Origin of the sequence: Plantibacter lichenum, assembly GCF_050587525.1 — a bacterium.
GTDB lineage: Bacteria > Actinomycetota > Actinomycetes > Actinomycetales > Microbacteriaceae > Plantibacter.
Genome location: NZ_JBOBFT010000005.1, coordinates 256,803 through 272,663, shown reverse-complemented (window position 1 = coordinate 272,663; position 15,861 = coordinate 256,803). Strand labels below are relative to the sequence as shown.

Genomic DNA, 15,861 nt, shown 5'->3' with positions numbered 1-15,861 from the left:
GGTATTTCCTCAGTTGGCGTCTAGGGTGCAAGTGTGTGGCGGTTGGAGAAGAGACGGGATGACGCGAACGTGACGTCAGAGTTCGAGCGCGTGTCGGAGGGTGCTGCCCTCCCCGACGGCGATGTCGCGCCCGCGGCAGGCGTCGTCGAGACCGCGCTCGCCGGATGGCGCCGACAGCTCGAGGAGGTCGGCGGACCGTCGCCCCTCCTGCACTTCGTCGACGCGCCGAGCACGCGCGTCGAACTGAGCTCGACCCACCCCGGCGGCCTGCCCCAGTTCATCTCAGGCAAGTCCACGCTGCTCTCGAACCTCATCCGCGACGAGATCGCCCTCCGCGCCGCGAAGCGTGCTGCGGACCGCATCACGACGAAGGGCATCGAGCTCTCCACCGTCCGAGGCATCGACTCCGTCCACCTCGCCGTCGGACTCGCGCAGTGGAAGCACAACGGCGAGGACTTCTGCGCCCCCGTGCTCCTGCGCCCGCTCGCCATCCGCCGCTACGGCCGTGACTTCGAGGTCAAGCTGCGCGGCGGCACCTACGCCAACCCCGAACTCGTCCGTGCACTGCGCGAGCAGTTCGGCATCACCTTCGACGCCGACGAGTTCGTCGCGCTGAGCGAATCGGGCGGCGTGTTCAAGCCGCAGCCCGTCATCGACCGCCTGCGGATGCTCGCGTCCGGCCTCGACTGGTTCAGTGTCCAGCCCCGCCTGCTCGTGTCGTCGTTCGGAGCCGTCGGGCACTCGCTCCTCGAGGACGCCGCGCAGCTCAACCACTCCATCCTCGACGCCGTCGCCGGCGACAACGAAGCCGGTCGCCTCGTGCGCAGCGGGTTCAAGCCGGTCGACGCCCCCGGACAGGACGATCGCCCGCCGTCGACCGACACGCTCCTCCTGGACGCGGACGTCGAGCAGGAGAACGTCATCGCGCAGATCGGCGCGGGCAACTCCCTCGTCGTGACCACGCTCCCCGGCACGGGCGGCACGCAGACAATCGTGAACGCCATCGGCGTTCTCGCCGCGCAGCACAAGCGCGTCCTCGTCGTGAGCCCGCGCCGCTCCACGCTCGACGGCATCCGCCACCGTCTCGACAAGGTCGGTCTGCCCGGCCTCTGCGTCTCTCCGGGAAGCCTCCGTCGCGACATCATCCAGGCGATCACGCGCAACGAACGCGCCGTGCCGCCGCAGGTCGGCGAAGTGGACGACGCCCTCGTCCGCCTCCGTCGTGTGCTGCTCGACTACCGGACGTCCGTCGCATCGACCGATCCCGATCTGCGGGTGTCCGTCGTCGACGCCCTCGACGCCCTTGCACGCCTCTCCAAGCTGCCGACCCCGCCCGGCACACTCATCCGCCTCGACCGCGATTCGCTCATCCGGCTCGCGGCCGGCCGCGATCGCGCTGCGGAAGCCCTCGAAGCGGCCGCATCGCTCGGCGAGTTCAAGTACGGTCCGAGCGACTCGCCCTGGTACGGCGCATCGTTCGACACGACCGACGAGGCGAAGGCCACGCACGAGCTCGCGAAGAAGCTGCACCGCAAGGACCTCCCGCAGCTCCTGCAGCGCGCGTACGACCTCATCGGGCAGACGCAGATGCGCCCGTTCGAATCGATCGACGAGCTCGGCATCTACCTGCGCCTCCTCGCCGACATCCGTGAGACGCTCGACCGCTTCCAGCCGGACGTGTTCGACCGTTCGCTCGCCGACCTCATCGTGGCGACGAGTTCGCGCAAGGACTCCGCAGCGATGTCCTCGGCCAGCCGACGCCGGCTCAAGGCCCTGGCCAAGGAATACCTGCGCCCCGGCGCCCACGTCCCGGACATGAACGGGTCGCTCCGCCGCATCCAGCAGCAGCGGACGCTGTGGCAGCGCTACGTGACGACCGGTGCGCCTCCGGAGGTGCCGATCGGCATCGCGGACGTCGAGCAGGCGTACCAGCGCGTCGCGGAGGACCTCGAGCGCGTCGACGAGCCGCTCGGCATCGCTGGCACGCCCGATCGCCTCGGACGCCTGCCCATCCCCACGCTCGTCCGTACGATCTCCGAACTCGCGACCGAGTCCGAAGTGCTCCACAACCTGCAGGAGCGCACGGCGATCCTCGCCGGCCTCCGGGAGCAGGGTCTCGGAGACCTCCTCGTGGACCTCTCTGACCGCCACGTACCGGCCTCTCGCCTCGCAGACGAGCTCGAACTCGCCTGGTGGCAGTCGATGCTCGAACACGTCCTCATGGAGGATCGCGGACTGCTCGGCGCCAACACGACCGTCGTCGAACGCCTCGAGTCCGACTTCCGCCTCGTCGACGAAGCGCACGCCTCGGCCTCTGGTCAGCTCCTCGCATCGCTTCTCGCGGACACCTGGAAGATCGGTCTCGTCGATCACCCGGCCGAGGGGATGGCGCTCCGCACCCTCCTGAAGCGCGATGGCCAGGTCTCCTCCGGCGAGCTCGAATCCGCCGCTCCGACGCTCTCGCGCATCCTCGCTCCCGTATGGCTCGTCTCGCCGTACGACGTGCCCCGCATCCCGGAGGCGGCGACCTTCGACGCCGTCTTCCTCGTCGACGCGGGTGCGACCCTCCTCGCCGAGAACGTCGACGCGATCCGCCGCGCACGCCAGGTCGTCGCGTTCGGCGACCCCGTCACGCAGAGCCCGTCACCGTTCACGATCGGCGTCGACGACATCGACCACCCGGTCGAGCACGGCGCGGACCACGGCGAGCTGCACCGCGATTCGGCACTCGAACGTCTGAGCGCCGTGCTCCCGACCCTCATGCTCACCCGCAGCTACCGTGCGGGCGGCGAGGACCTCGCCGAGCTCGTCAACGAGCGTTTCTACGGCGGCCAGATCGACTCGCTCCCGTGGGCGGGATCATTCCTCGGCCACGGCAGCCTGAGCCTCGACTACGTGCCGGGCGGCCTCGGCATGCCCGACCCCGTCACGGGCGCCATCGAGAGCGTCGACGTCGAGGTCGAGCGCGTCGTCGAACTCGTCCTCGAACACGCTTCGAACCGTCCGCGCGAATCGCTCATGGTCGTCACCGCGAGCCAGAAGCACGCCGTGCGCGTGCAGCAGGCCGTCCTGGCCGCGTTCGCACGCAGGGCCGACCTCTCCGACTTCCTGCTGCGGGAGCGCGCCGAACCGTTCACGGTCCTCACGCTCGAGCAGTCCGTGGCCGAGAGCCGCGACCGCGTGATCTTCTCGATCGGCTACGGCCTCACGCCGCACGGCCGCGTCCTCTCGGACTTCGGATCCCTCGGTCAGCCCGGCGGGGACCGCTTGCTCGCCGTCGGCATGACCCGTGCCCGTCGCTCGATGGTCATCGTGTCGTGCATGCGGCCAGAGGACCTCGACCAGGCCCGCGTGCAGCACGGCATCCTCGCGCTCGCGCGGATCCTCACCGACACGACCCGTCGCGCCGCTGAAGACCAGGCGACCCACGAAGCGGAACCGATGCTCGTCGACCTCGCCACACGCCTCGAGACGCTCGGAATGCGCGTGGACATGGGCTACCGGGGCAAGCTCGCGCTCGTGGCCGCCTACAACGGCCGAGCGGTCGTGGTCGAGTGCGATGCGCAGCTGGCGGAGACCAGTCTCCGGGAGTCGCTGCGCCTCCGGCCCGACGTCCTGCGCCGCCTCGGCTGGCACTACGTCCGCGTCCACAGCTTCGACCTGTTCGCCGATGCGGAAGCCGTCGCTGTGCGCGTGGCCGCCGTCCTCGGCCTCCACACGACTGAACACCTCGACACCGCGCCGATCCCGGTGCAGGTCCCGCGGCACTGATCGTGACCGATCAGGGCCCTGAGCCCGCTGAGGCGCCCATCGTGCGCTCGAAGCGGTCTCGTCGCGTCCAGCGCCCTGGGGCTCCAGGCACCGATCCTGAACCGCAGCTGCCGAGTGCGCCGGTGAAGGCGTCCGAGGACACTGATCTGGCCTGGGGCGGAGCGAAGCCGTCCACAGGCGGCAACGACGATGAGCTCAAACGGAACGTCCCGCCGCACTGGTGAGTGCGGCGGGACGTGACCCGTGTCGTTCGGGAACGGTTGTCAGCGACCGTCGGTCGTGTCGTCGCGCGCCGGAGGCAGCGGCGAGGACTCGCCGGTCTTCAGCAGGTCGCGGATCTCCGTGAGGAGCGAGAGCTCGCTCGGAGCGGCAGGCTCGTCGGCGACCGTCGGCTTGGTCGTGACCCGCTTGAAGTGGTTCATCGGGACGACGATCACGAAGTAGACGACCGCAGCCACGAGCACGAACTGGATGAGTGCGCCGATGAACGCGCCGAAGGCGACCTTGGCCGGTTCGCCCGTGAGCGTCGGGATCTCGACGACGAACGCCGTGGCGAGGCTGTCCGACTTGAACAGCGCACCGAGCAGCGGGTTGAAGATGTTCTCGACGAGCGAGTTGACGACTGCGGTGAACGCTGCGCCGATGACCACGGCCACGGCGAGATCGATGACGTTCCCGCGCAGGACGAACTCTTTGAATCCCTTGAGCATAAGCACCTTCCAAGTGGAGCGGATGGATCCGACTCCGCTCTACGCTAGCCGCTCAGTTGCTGGAGGCACCACTCGACGCGGGGGCGGAGGAGGAGCTGCTGGAGGAGGAACCGCTCGAGCCGCTGCTGGAACTGCTCGACGAGCCGGAGTCCGACTTCGATCCGCTGGACGAGGAACCGCCCGACGAGGAACCGGAGTCGGAGGACGACGACGATGCGGGCACCGAGGACGACTTCGACGCACCTGCACGCGAATCAGTGCGGTAGAAGCCCGAACCGTTGAACGTCACGCCGACGGCGCTGAAGAGCTTGCGGAGTTTGCCGCCGCACGACGGGCAGACGGTGAGCGAGTCCTCGGTGAACGCCTGCTGCACGTCGAAGGCATTGCCGCACTCGGTGCAGCGGTAAGCGTAGGTTGGCACGTGATCTCCTGAAGGTGTGCTGAATCAGCGGCGCGGGCGCGCTGGGGTGAAGTCGAGGATCCTGGTCGGGGTGACTGCGCCGCCGACCGGCTCGTCGTGCACTTCCCTGGGCACCTGGTCGAGTATTTCGCCGTCGTAGAGGATCGCGTAGACGGGCGGGCACTGCTCCATGGAGCCGAGCGTCTTGTCGAAGTAGCCGCGACCCCAACCCATGCGCAGCCCGGTGCCGTCGACGGCTGCGGCGGGCACGAGGATCAGATCGACGTCGTTGATCGCGATGGGGCCGAGTCGTTCGCCTTCGATCTCCGGTGTCCCGGCGAAGCCTTCCGTCTCGATGCCGGCTTCGCCGACCGTCCAATCGAGCAGGCCGTCGGCCCGGGTGACGGGGAAGAGGATGCGCATCCCGCGCTCCTGGGCCCAGCGGAGGAACGGACGCGTGTCGGGTTCACTGGGGGAGGAGAGGTAGCACGCGACCGAGGATGCGCCCGTGCGTTCGACGAGCGCACGGAGATTGTCGGTGAGTCCGATCGACGCGCGTTCCTTCTCGGACGACGTCATCAGTTCGCGCCGTTCGCGGAGTTCGGCGCGCAGTGCGCGCTTCTCGTGCTCGGCCGGGCTCGTCATGGGAGCCATTCTAAGCGCCAACGGCGCCGAGGCCGGACCTGGCGGGCTGTCCGTCATTGTGGTTCGCTGTCCGCGAACCGGACAATACACCCCCTGTACGGGGTGCGCGGGGCATTCTGTCGCACACGGAAGACCGATAGGGTCGGCCCATGACCTCACGAATCACAAAAGCCGTCATCCCTGCCGCGGGGCTCGGGACCCGATTCCTGCCAGCGACGAAGGCCATGCCCAAGGAGATGCTGCCGGTCGTCGACAAGCCGGCCATCCAGTACGTCGTGGAGGAGGCCGTCAACGCCGGTCTCGCCGACGTCCTCATGATCATCGGCCGCAACAAGAACGCACTCGCCAACCACTTCGACCGAGTGACCGAGCTCGAGCTCAACCTCGCGAAGAAGGGCGACACGCAGCGCCTCGAGAAGGTCAACGAGTCCAGCGAGCTCGCCGACATCCACTTCCTCCGCCAGGGCGACCCGAAGGGCCTCGGCCACGCGGTGCTGCGCGCCAAGCGCCACATCGGAGACGAGCCCTTCGCCGTCCTCCTCGGCGACGACCTCATCGACGCACGCGACGTCCTCCTCGAGCGCATGCTCGAAGAGCAGGAAGGTCGCAACGCGACCATCATCGCGCTCATGGAGGTCGACCCGGACACGATCCACATGTACGGCGCAGCCGCCGTCGAGGCGACCGACGACCCCGACGTCGTCCGAGTGACCGGCCTCGTGGAGAAGCCCGCCAAGGAGGACGCTCCCTCGAACCTCGCGATCATCGGTCGCTACGTCCTGAAGCCGGAGGTCTTCGGCATCCTTGAGCACACCGAGCCGGGCAAGGGCGGCGAGATCCAGCTGACCGACGCGCTCCAGGAGATGGCGGGCGACGTCGAGGGCACGGGCGGCGTGTACGGCGTCATCTTCCGCGGCCGTCGCTACGACACGGGAGACCGCCTCGACTACATCAAGGCGATCGTGCAGCTCGCGGTCGACCGCGAGGACCTCGGCCCGGACCTGCGTCCGTGGCTCAAGGAGTTCTCGGCGAAGCTCAGCGAGTAACCGCTGGCGGCGACCATGCCGCGAGGTCCATCCGAACCACCCGCAGGGCGGCCGATCCGATCGGCTGCCCTGCGGTGTTCCGGGCGAGTGCTTCGCCGGTTCGCGGCCATCGCTCTACTAAGCTCTCGAGAGTCGCGAGAGGGGTGCACATGGTGCAGGTCGTACCGGTACTGAAGCATGGTCGTGTGAGCATTCGCCCGATCCGGGTCCGTGATGCCCGCGCGCTCGAACGCGAACTCATCGAGAACCGCTCCTGGTTGCAGCAGTGGGAGGCGACGAGCCCGTACGGTCCCGTCCAGACCGACGTGAAGGCGAGTATCCGCTCCCTCCAGAACCACGCGCGCACAGGCGGCGGTGTGCCGTTCATCATCGAGTACGACGGCGAATTCGCTGGACAGCTGAACGTCTCCGGCATCACCTACGGTTCGGTCGCATCGGCATCGATCGGCTACTGGGTCTCAGAACGCTTCGCCGGCCGTGGCGTCACTCCGGCCGCCGTGGCCCTCGCGACGGACTACTGCTTCGGTCAGCTGCAACTGCACCGCATGGAGATCTGCATCCGGCCGGAGAACGGTCCGAGCCTCCGGGTCGTCGAGAAGCTGGGCTTCCGCTACGAGGGCCTGCGTCGCCGCTTCATCCACATCGACGGCGACTGGCGCGACCACTTCTGCTTCGCGCTCGTCCGCGAGGAGCTCCCGCACGGCGTGCTCGCGCGCTGGCTCGAGGGGCAGGTGTCCAAGGAGGCCGCCGCGATCCCGGAAGCGGACCGCCGCGCGGCGGCATCGCCGTTCCCGTCGCTCTGAGCGGGTCCGTCGGTCCCCGATCCCGAATCATTCCCCGGCCCCTGACCATTGTGTCGGTCCCTGAGCCTGTCGAAGGGCGGGAATAAACGCTGAGGATCCTCGCAACAGATCTGTGACACACGGGGCGTCGTCGCGTCCTGCAGCGCAAGAGCCTTGTACGGTCATCCCATGGACGGTGGATTCCTGAGCGGTGGGGTGATCATTCTGGTCGCGGCGATGCTGTGGCTGATCTATCTCGTGCCCTCGTGGGTGCGCGACAGTCAGTTCTCGGCCAGCGAGCGGAACGCGATCCGATTGCAGCAGACCCTGCGAGTGCTCGCAGAGACCTCCGAGGTGCCCGAAGCGGTCCGCCTCGACGCCACGGCGCGCGAAGTCGCAGCGCAACGCAAGATCCTCAAGCAGCTCGAAGCGAAGTCGAAGGCGACCGCGGATGCCGCAGCGCGCATCGAGCTCGCCAAGGCCGAGCAGGCGAGACGCGAGGCGGAAGCCCGTGCCGTCCAGGCAGAAGCGGAAGCTCGTGCCGCAGAAGCCGCCGCGCGCTCGGCGCAACGGAACGCCCGCGCCGCACGGATGGCGCGCAGCCGTCGTCGTGCCCGCCTCCTCGCGACGACCATGCTCGTCGCGAGCATCATCGGCCTCGTCTTCGGCACCTCCGCGATTGTCTCAGGCGCCGGTGCGTTCCTCCTCGTCGGCTCCGCGACCGTGACCCTCGTCGCGCTCGGTGCACTCAGTCGCATGTCCGCGGTGTCGCGTCGTGCCACGGCGCCCATCCTCGTGGCCGGCGTCACCGTCAAGCGTGCGGCCTCCGAGCTCTACGAGTACGCGGAACCGGAAGCCGTCGTCGTCCCCACCTCGTGGACCCCGACGCCCATCCCGAAGCCGCTGTACCTCTCCGAGGGGTCCTCGGCCGCGAGCGAACTCGCCAAGGCCGACGCCTACGCGGAACTGCGTCGTGCTGCGATGCTCGAAGCGATGGCGTCCAAGGCGGAGCAGCTCCAGCCGGAGGTCCCGGTCCTCGCCCCCAAGCGTCCCGTCGCCGCTCCGGCTCCCGCCGCAGAGGCTGCGCCGTCCGCTCCAGCCCCCAGCCGCTTCGCGAGCATGGGCGTCATCGACGAGGGCGAGATCGCGGCCTCGTCGCTCCTGCAGCGTCGCCGCGCCGCGAGCTGAGCAGGACGCCTTCGGCGCCCGGCGGACCCGTGGTCCCGTCTCCTGTTCACGTCCCGCACCCCATCGCGTCGGTGCCGCCGATTACACTCGAACGAGTGTGGTCGCTCCGTTGCTCGGTGCGGACCGCACGGTGAGATGAGGGTTCGATGGTCGGGTGGCGCAAGGGTCGGCGAAAGCTGGCACGACCCTACGTGGCGCCGCCTGAGGTCGAGCCGCCTCCCGTCTCCCACGCGGTCGACGACGGGCTGCTGATCGCCCGCTCGTGGGCGGTGGTCGAGGTCAAGAACTGGATCGTCGTCCGTGCCCTGCGGGACGGTGAACCGTACGACCCGGACGCGACTGCGGCTGCCGTACGATTCGAGCTCGGCAGGATGGCCGACGAGCAGGCAGAATACGCCGAGCGCGTCGGGGAGGAGCGGCAGGCCGCGTTCCAGAGGCGCGGGAGCGCCCGGCACCAGCACGACTACCGTGCGGGTGACCTCGCGGCGCTGTCGCGGCGTCGTGCGGTCTACTCCGGCCTCTCGGAAGCGCTCGCGAAAGCCCGCGATGACGAAGCGTTCGTCGCCGAGCTCGCTGAAGCCGCCCGGGAACGCGCGTGGGAGGACATCGCCCGCGCCATCGAGGCGAATCTGGACCGAGTGGCTGATGAACCGGTCGTCGACGACTCGTATCGCAGGGCGCGTGCGCAACGTCTGCGGTGGCTCCGCGACGTCGATCTCGCCCGTCTCATCCGGGAGCACGCTGAGGCGGATGCCGCTGCCGCGAAGTCCTGAACCGCGGTGTCACGGAAGGGCCTTCCGGACGTGATAGCCTGATTCAGCACTTGGGCCCATGGCGCAGTTGGTAGCGCGCTTCGTTCGCAATGAAGAGGTCGCGGGTTCGAATCCCGCTGGGTCCACCAGTGTCTTGCCTTCGGGCGAGCGAAGCCCCGAATCGAGAGATTCGGGGCTTTTTCGTGCCTTGCAGGCGCCGCCTGCCCCTCAGTCGGCGCGGTCCGCGCGCGCGTCGCCGACGGGCGCGCCTGTCACGGTCGCGGTGAGCGTGTGGAGCTGTTCTCGGAGCGCGGCGAACGCCCCGTCGTCGAGACCGGTGGAGGATTCGACCGCGATGCGGACCGGTGTGGCACGCGCCTCCATGGCGAGGCCGTCCGGAGTCGCGTGGATGCGCACGACGCGCTCGTCGCGGTCGCTCCGTTCGCGGCGGATGAGTCCAGAGCGCTCGAGGCGCTGGAGGAGCGGCGACAGCGTGCCGGAATCGAGGCTGAGGCTGTCGCCCAGTTCCGCGACGGTCCGCCCGTCCTGCTCCCACACGGCGAGCATCGCCAGGTACTGGGGGTAGGTGAGATCGAGCTCCTTGAGCAGGGTGCGATACGCGCCAGAGACCGCCTTCGATGCGGCGTACAGGGCGAAGCAGAGCTGATCGTCCAAGCGCGCGTGCGCGATCTCGTCCGTGTCGGCGGATTCGGGGTGCGGTGTCATCGTGGCCTCCGCTTCCATCGTACGGGTGCCGTGTGTACAATTCACTTGCACACAACCTAGTTGTGCACAATTTAGTTTGAAGACAAATGAAGGAGACACCATGTCCGAATCCTGGCTGCCGACGCTGCGCACCGCCGACCCCGAGGCCGGTTTCCAGCTCGCCATCAAGCTCTCTCGCGTCGGGGTGAAGATGACGCAACCCTCTGCCGAGGAGCGGGAGCGGCTTCGCCCGGACTACGCAGGCAATGCCGACAGCCTCATCGCGACGTCGCAGGTCATCGCGATCAACTTCCAGACGGTTGCGGTCGCGAACGACCACTGGCGGAGCTGAGCGGCAGGAGCGTCGTCGCCGTCTTCGTCCGTGGGGCGAATGCTGTTAACGTGAGTCGGATGAGCACTCTCGCCAAACGCCCGATCGGACACCACCACGGCGACCTCCGCAACGCCCTCGTGCTCGCGGCCGTCGACCTCGTGACCGAACGCGGCCCCCACGGCTTCACCTTCGCCGATGCGAGCCGCCACGCGGGCGTGAGCGTCGCGGCCCCGTACAAGCACTTCGCCGATCGGGAAGCGCTTCTCGCGGCCCTCGCGGTCACGGGCTACGAGGAGCAGCGGCGGCGGTTCGCCGAAGCAGTCGCCGCCGCGACGGACCCTGCCGACCAGCTGGCGGCCTTCGCCTCGGCGTACGTGCGCTTCGCCGTGGAGCGACGTCCGCTCTTCCAGGTGATGTTCAGTGCCGGACTCTCGAAGGACCGCTATCCGGAACTCGCCGAAGCGGCCGACGGCGTCCTCGAGGTGCTCCGCGAACCAGCCGAAGCGCTGCGGTCCTCCGCGAAGGAGGCCGTCAACCTCATGCACGTCGTGGCGGCATCGGCCCACGGCTTCGCAGGGTTCCTCCTCGAGGGTGTCTTCGGCGACATCGCGCAGGCCGCCGTCGTCGACAGCACGTGTGCGCAGGCCGCTGCAGCGTCACGGGCGGTCGTCGGACCTGCTTCCCTCCGCCTCTGGTGAACGCGGTGTGGATGCGAGCGCTCGCGGCGTCTCACTGAGCCGGCGGGCCAGGATCGCCCCGAACGCACCCAGGAGCGCAGTGAGGCCGAAGACTCCGAGGAACGCGGGTGTCGTGGCGCCGATGCGAGCGATGATCGCACCGCCGACCCCCGCGATGACGGCGGTCGCAAGGGTCTGGGCGAGTTGCAGGCTTGCGCTCACCCGACCCGCGTGCTCGAGGGCGGTCGCGGCCATCGTCGCGGAGGTCGCGGCGTTGAATGCGACACCCATGCCGACTCCTGCGACGGTCCAGGCGATGACCGCCCAGCCCGCCCAGATGCTCGGGACCGCGACGGCCGCGCCCATCACGAGCTCTCCCAGCAGGAGGACGAGGAAGCCGATCATCGTGGAGCGTACGCGCAGTCCTGGCCTCGCGGCATCGACACGTGCTTGGAGGAACGAGCCGGCCGTCCAGGCGAGCGCGCCGGCGGCGAGGCCGAGCCCTGCGAGGGTGACGTCGAGTCCGTGGATGCTCGTGAGTCCGAGCGGCAGGAACGCCTCGGAGCCGAAGTAGACGGCGCAGAGGAGGAAGCGGAGGACGATCCCGGCCGGTGCGCCCGGGACGGCCCGCAGGGTTCCCGTCGGTACGATGCGGCCGAGGCTCACGAGTGCGGCGGCGAGGCCGATCACGACGACGACGGCGAGGAGCGGGAGCGCGTCGAGTTCGAGACCGAAGAGCACTGCACACGTCGCTGCGGCGAGGACGATCGAGAACCAGACCGGAGCCGGGACGCCGCGACGCCCGGCGACGGGCTCGACGGATCGTCTCGACGCTCGCCGGGCGCCGGGGAGGACGAGGGGGAGCAGCACCAGGGGGAGGGGCGCGATCGCCCAGAAGACGACGCGCCAATCGGCCATCGACGTGATGATCCCGGCGAGGACCGGCCCGACGAGCGAGGGGATCGTCCAAGCCGACGAGAGGAAAGCGAACATCACGGCCTGGAGCTTCGGCGGATAGGCGATGCCCACAAGGCTGTAGGCGGCGGCCATGATCGCCCCCACGCCGAGCCCCTGCACCGCCCGCGCGGCGATGAACACACCCCAGTCCGGCGCGAGCCCAGCGATGAGGCAGCCGACGGCGAAGACGACGCTGCCGACGAGGACGGTGCGGCCTGGTCCCCGTCGGTCGATGTCCGTCCCCGCGATGACGGTCCCGACGATGTTCGCGAGCATGAGCGCGGAGAGTCCCCAGCCGTAGCCGCTCAGCCCGTCGAGATCCGTCGCCACGACGGGCAGGATTGTCGCCACGCCGAGGGACTCGAACGCGACGGCTCCGACGCTGAGGAGGATGCCGATCGTGAAGCCGCGGAGGCCGGGGGAGAAGACGCCGTGCGCTGTCGCCGTGGCGGTTGTTTCCGTCGTCGTGTTCTGTGTTCCTGTCGTCATGTTCGTCGCTTCCGTCGTCGCATCGTTCGGCTCGTGGCCCATCGATCCTCCTCGTTTAATGTTCCGCATCGGAACGAAATGAATCTACGCTACGCTTGGTCTATGACGCAACTGGACCTCGACGTCGCGCCGCCGGCGCTCCGGACCCCGGCGCAGGGAAGGCCTCGCGACACGGCGATCGACGCCAGGGCGACGGAGGCGGTGCTCGAACTCCTCGATCGGATGCCGTACAGCGCGCTGACGATGGAGGGCGTCGCCGCTGCGGCGGGCACGAGCAAACCCGCGCTCCGTCGTCGCTGGAAGAGCTTGCCCGGCGTTGTGGTCCACACGCTCATCTCCGTTCTCGGCACCACGCCGACGCCCGACACCGGCTGTGTCCACTGCGACCTCGTGGCCGGCATCTCGAACCTCGCCGACACCTTCGCCGGCTCATCGGTGACCGGCGCGCTCCCCGGGCTCATCTCTGACCTCGCCGGTGACCCGGAGCTCCGCGAACTGTTCCTCCGCGACTACTTCGAAGCGCGTCGCAGCACGACCAGGACAGTGCTCGAGAACGCGATCGAACGCGGTGAGATCCACCAGGGCATCGACATGGAGCTCACCCTCGACCTCCTCGCCGCCCCGCTGTACTATCGCGCGTTCTTCGGGCATCAGCCGATCGATCGCGGCGTCGCCGAACGAACCGTGCTGAGCGTGCTGAACGGCATCGCGACCCCGGTGTGGAAGCGCCACCACCAGGCGTAGGCGGTTTCCCGCGCGGGTGTTCGGATCCCTCAGCTCGGCAGGTGCTTCGCGACCCGTGCGAGGTAGAGCTCGGCGTCGAAGTCGGCGAAGAGCGCTCGCTGCAGGATGAACCCCTGGCTCGCCGCCACGAAGAGCGGCGTCTGTTCCGTGGCAAGCGCATCGGCCTCCGCCTGCGAGAGGCCATGGGTCCGCCGATGCCACGTGGCGATGTACGCGGTGTACATCGCGCGGAGTCGGATGATGATGGCGGTCGCAAGCTCCCCGAGCGGTTCGTCCGTCATGGCTTCGCCCCAGAGTTGGACGAGGATGGCGGGCTTCTCGACGACGGCGAGCATGCCGTGCATCAGGCTCGCGAGCATGTCGCCCGGCTTCACCATCGGTTCCGCTTCTGCGAGGTTCTCCATGTCGAGGATGAGAGCGCTGACGATGCGGGTCGCGACGCTCTGCACGATGTCCGCCTTGCTCGCGAAGGTGCCGTAGATGGCGCCGGCTGAAACACCGGCCTCTGCGATGATGTCCGCCATCGATGCCGCCTGAAAGCCTTTGCGCAGGAAGGCGCGGAGAGCGGCGTCCTCGATCTCGATGCGCTTGGCGGCGCGGTACTCCTCGGAGACTTTGGGCATGCCCCACCATAAAAGCGAACGATCGTTTTCCGCAATCCGAGCCGATCGTCTTCGGTGGCTCGGGGAAGTTGACACGGGTGGGCTCGACGCGCACAATAAAGAACGAACATTCGTTTTTAGTAAAGGATCCCGATGTCGTCTCCCGTCCCGCCCGGTACCACCGCCGCTCCGCACACCCACTGGCCGCGCGTGTTCGCGATCGGCTTCGGGCTTGTACTCGTCGTCGGCGTGATCATGCTCGCCTTCCTCTGGCCGTCCGTGACCGCGACCGTCAAGGACCTCCCCGTTGCCGTCGTGGGGGAGAGCGCGCAGGTGGACCAGCTCGAATCGGCACTGGACGAGCGCTCGCCCCACACCTTCTCCTTCATCGCGGCCGACGACCGGGACGACGCGGTCGACGCCATCGAGACACGGGAGGCCTACGGCGCGATCATCCTCGGTTCCGCGCCGGAGGTCCTCACGGCCACCGCCGCGAACCCGACCGTGGCACAGCTGCTCGGCTCGCTCCAGCCGGCATTGCAGGGGCAGGTCGATGCGGCGCTCGCCGCGGAGGGCATCCATCCGCCGTCGCCCGTCGTGGTGAAAACGACGGACATCGTGCCGTTGGCGGACAGCGACCCACGCGGCAGCATCCTCGCGGCGTCGTCCTTCCCGCTCGTCCTCGGCGGGATGATCGGCGGAATCGCCATCACGATGCTCGTCGTCGGCGTCTGGCGTCGCGTCGCCGCACTGCTCGTCTATGCGGTGGTCGGCGGACTCGCGATCGCGGGCGTGCTGCAGGGCTGGTTCGGCGGACTGCAGGGCGACTACCTGCTGAACGCGTCCGCCGTGTCGCTGACCCTGCTGGCGATCGGCGGCGTCATCGTGGGAACCGTCGCGCTCGTGGGTCGAGCCGGCGTCGCGGTGGGGCCCGTGCTGTTCCTCCTGGTGGCGAACCCGATCTCTGCAGCGGCGCTCCCGATCGAGTTCCTCGCGACGCCTTGGGGCACCATCGGACAGGGCTTCCCGCCGGGAGCCGCCGCCACGCTACTCCGCGACCTGTCGTACTTCTCGCGTGCCGACACGTCCTCGCAGTGGACCGTCCTGATCGTCTGGGCCGTCGTCGGGCTCCTGCTCTCGCTGCTCGGTCACTTCCGCAATCGCGGTGCGGCGACCGCGGCGGCCAGGCGAGAGGCGACCAGTATCCCGGTGTAGCACCGGCCGCCACGGTGTAGCACCTGAGGGGGAGAGGAAGATGCGACCGGGGGCCGACGCCTGTCGGTTCGGATCTTCGTAGCGTGGAACCATCGCCGCGTCGCAGCGATGACCACCCGCATCCACCCGGATCCGAACACTGGAGCCACCCCGATGGAATTCCTCAGCGACTTCGTCATGTCCCTCGCGGCATCGCCCTGGGTGTACCTCATCGTCTTCGCCGTGGTCGTGATCGACGGCTTCTTCCCGCCCGTTCCGAGCGAGTCGGTCGTCGTCGCCCTCGCGGCGCTCGCGATCTCGGCGGGCACACCGAACCTCGTACTCCTGCTCCTCGCGACGGCGTCAGGCGCCGTCTTGGGCGACACGATCGCGTATCTGATCGGCCGGAGCATCGGCGTGGACCGGTTCCGCTGGATGCGGCGGCCCAAGGTCGCCTCTGCCATCGCCTGGGCCGCCCGCGGGCTCGATCGACGCGCCGCCACTCTTCTGCTCACGGCCCGATACATCCCCGTCGGCCGCGTCGCCGTCAACATGACGGCCGGGGCGACGCGATTCCCGATCCGCCGCTTCCTGCCGCTCGCCGCACTGGCCGCGAGCACGTGGGCCGTCTACTCGGTCGTCATCGGTGTGCTCGCCGGGGCGTGGATGCGCGACAACCCGCTCCTCGGCGCAGGCCTCGCCATCGTCCTCGCGCTCGGCATCGGCTTCGTGATCGACGCGATCGTGCAGCGCGTGGCCAGACGACGCGATGCCGCTGCGGCCACGCGTGCCGTCGGGACCGCCGACGAACAGGCCCAAGCACCGCTCATCGACGCGTGAGCACCCCTCCCTGGGAGCGCATACA

17 protein-coding genes and 1 tRNA gene are annotated in these 15,861 nt (G+C 68.8%); 12 read left to right on the top strand and 6 right to left on the bottom strand.

Annotated elements, in window-relative coordinates; genetic code table 11:
* Positions 1-69: 69 nt before the first annotated feature.
* Both ACQ3HB_RS09440 and ACQ3HB_RS09435 read left to right on the top strand, forming a co-directional pair.
* Positions 70-3,771, top strand: a complete 3,702-nt coding sequence (locus ACQ3HB_RS09440) for an AAA family ATPase (RefSeq protein ID WP_430919745.1) — start codon at positions 70-72, stop codon at positions 3,769-3,771.
* A 2-nt stretch (positions 3,772-3,773) separates the two neighbouring features.
* Positions 3,774-3,995, top strand: a complete 222-nt coding sequence (locus ACQ3HB_RS09435) for a hypothetical protein (protein WP_430919744.1) — start codon at positions 3,774-3,776, stop codon at positions 3,993-3,995.
* Between the two features lie 39 nt (positions 3,996-4,034).
* Here ACQ3HB_RS09435 and mscL read toward each other — a convergent pair whose 3' ends face one another.
* Genes mscL through ACQ3HB_RS09420 form a run of 3 tightly spaced genes read right to left on the bottom strand, consistent with a single transcriptional unit; the run spans position 4,035 to position 5,526 of the window.
* On the bottom strand, positions 4,035-4,481 hold the full coding sequence (mscL, locus tag ACQ3HB_RS09430; protein WP_430919743.1) for a large conductance mechanosensitive channel protein MscL: 447 nt from the start codon (positions 4,479-4,481) through the stop codon (positions 4,035-4,037).
* Between the two features lie 52 nt (positions 4,482-4,533).
* Entirely contained in the window at positions 4,534-4,902 is a 369-nt protein-coding gene (locus ACQ3HB_RS09425) for an FmdB family zinc ribbon protein (protein WP_430919742.1), read from the bottom strand.
* A 24-nt stretch (positions 4,903-4,926) separates the two neighbouring features.
* Entirely contained in the window at positions 4,927-5,526 is a 600-nt protein-coding gene (locus ACQ3HB_RS09420; protein ID WP_430919741.1) for a 5-formyltetrahydrofolate cyclo-ligase, read from the bottom strand.
* Between the two features lie 149 nt (positions 5,527-5,675).
* On the opposite strand from ACQ3HB_RS09420, the gene galU reads away from it, so the two are divergent.
* The 5 genes from galU to ACQ3HB_RS09395 all read left to right on the top strand — a co-directional run bounded on the left by galU (position 5,676) and on the right by ACQ3HB_RS09395 (position 9,443).
* Positions 5,676-6,572 (top strand): UTP--glucose-1-phosphate uridylyltransferase GalU, encoded by an 897-nt coding sequence (gene galU / locus ACQ3HB_RS09415; RefSeq protein ID WP_430919740.1) that lies wholly within the window; start codon positions 5,676-5,678, stop codon positions 6,570-6,572.
* Positions 6,573-6,721: 149 nt separating this feature from the next.
* Complete coding sequence (locus ACQ3HB_RS09410) at positions 6,722-7,375, top strand: GNAT family N-acetyltransferase (protein ID WP_430919739.1); 654 nt, start codon at positions 6,722-6,724, stop codon at positions 7,373-7,375.
* Between the two features lie 168 nt (positions 7,376-7,543).
* On the top strand, positions 7,544-8,542 hold the full coding sequence (locus ACQ3HB_RS09405) for a hypothetical protein (RefSeq protein WP_430919738.1): 999 nt from the start codon (positions 7,544-7,546) through the stop codon (positions 8,540-8,542).
* 191 nt (positions 8,543-8,733) lie between these two features.
* On the top strand, positions 8,734-9,315 hold the full coding sequence (locus tag ACQ3HB_RS09400) for a hypothetical protein (RefSeq protein WP_430919737.1): 582 nt from the start codon (positions 8,734-8,736) through the stop codon (positions 9,313-9,315).
* A gap of 52 nt (positions 9,316-9,367) precedes the next feature.
* Positions 9,368-9,443, top strand: a tRNA-Ala gene (locus ACQ3HB_RS09395).
* A 79-nt stretch (positions 9,444-9,522) separates the two neighbouring features.
* Here ACQ3HB_RS09395 and ACQ3HB_RS09390 read toward each other — a convergent pair.
* Positions 9,523-10,020, bottom strand: a complete 498-nt coding sequence (locus ACQ3HB_RS09390) for a MarR family winged helix-turn-helix transcriptional regulator (protein WP_430919736.1) — start codon at positions 10,018-10,020, stop codon at positions 9,523-9,525.
* Between the two features lie 100 nt (positions 10,021-10,120).
* Between ACQ3HB_RS09390 and ACQ3HB_RS09385 the strand changes: the two genes are divergently transcribed.
* Together ACQ3HB_RS09385 and ACQ3HB_RS09380 are read left to right on the top strand one after the other, a co-directional pair.
* Positions 10,121-10,351 (top strand): hexameric tyrosine-coordinated heme protein, encoded by a 231-nt coding sequence (locus ACQ3HB_RS09385; protein WP_430919735.1) that lies wholly within the window; start codon positions 10,121-10,123, stop codon positions 10,349-10,351.
* Positions 10,352-10,410: 59 nt separating this feature from the next.
* Positions 10,411-11,031: a TetR/AcrR family transcriptional regulator gene (locus ACQ3HB_RS09380; protein ID WP_430919734.1), complete on the top strand. Its 621-nt coding sequence runs from the start codon at positions 10,411-10,413 to the stop codon at positions 11,029-11,031.
* Here ACQ3HB_RS09380 and ACQ3HB_RS09375 read toward each other — a convergent pair.
* Positions 10,990-12,498 (bottom strand): MFS transporter, encoded by a 1,509-nt coding sequence (locus ACQ3HB_RS09375; RefSeq protein WP_430919733.1) that lies wholly within the window; start codon positions 12,496-12,498, stop codon positions 10,990-10,992. The genes ACQ3HB_RS09380 and ACQ3HB_RS09375 overlap by 42 nt on opposite strands.
* Positions 12,499-12,558: 60 nt before the next feature.
* Here ACQ3HB_RS09375 and ACQ3HB_RS09370 point away from each other — a divergent pair, with 60 nt between their 5' ends.
* The gene (locus ACQ3HB_RS09370) at positions 12,559-13,200 is read left to right on the top strand and encodes a TetR/AcrR family transcriptional regulator (RefSeq protein ID WP_430919732.1); all 642 of its coding nucleotides are present in this window, start codon (positions 12,559-12,561) and stop codon (positions 13,198-13,200) included.
* 29 nt (positions 13,201-13,229) lie between these two features.
* Here the strand turns inward: ACQ3HB_RS09370 and ACQ3HB_RS09365 are convergent, their stop codons facing one another.
* On the bottom strand, positions 13,230-13,823 hold the full coding sequence (locus tag ACQ3HB_RS09365) for a TetR/AcrR family transcriptional regulator (RefSeq protein ID WP_430919731.1): 594 nt from the start codon (positions 13,821-13,823) through the stop codon (positions 13,230-13,232).
* Positions 13,824-13,955: 132 nt separating this feature from the next.
* Between ACQ3HB_RS09365 and ACQ3HB_RS09360 the strand changes: the two genes are divergently transcribed.
* The gene (locus ACQ3HB_RS09360) at positions 13,956-15,017 is read left to right on the top strand and encodes a hypothetical protein (protein ID WP_430919730.1); all 1,062 of its coding nucleotides are present in this window, start codon (positions 13,956-13,958) and stop codon (positions 15,015-15,017) included.
* A gap of 108 nt (positions 15,018-15,125) precedes the next feature.
* On the top strand, positions 15,126-15,836 hold the full coding sequence (locus ACQ3HB_RS09355; protein ID WP_430919729.1) for a DedA family protein: 711 nt from the start codon (positions 15,126-15,128) through the stop codon (positions 15,834-15,836).
* Positions 15,837-15,861: the final 25 nt, after the last annotated feature.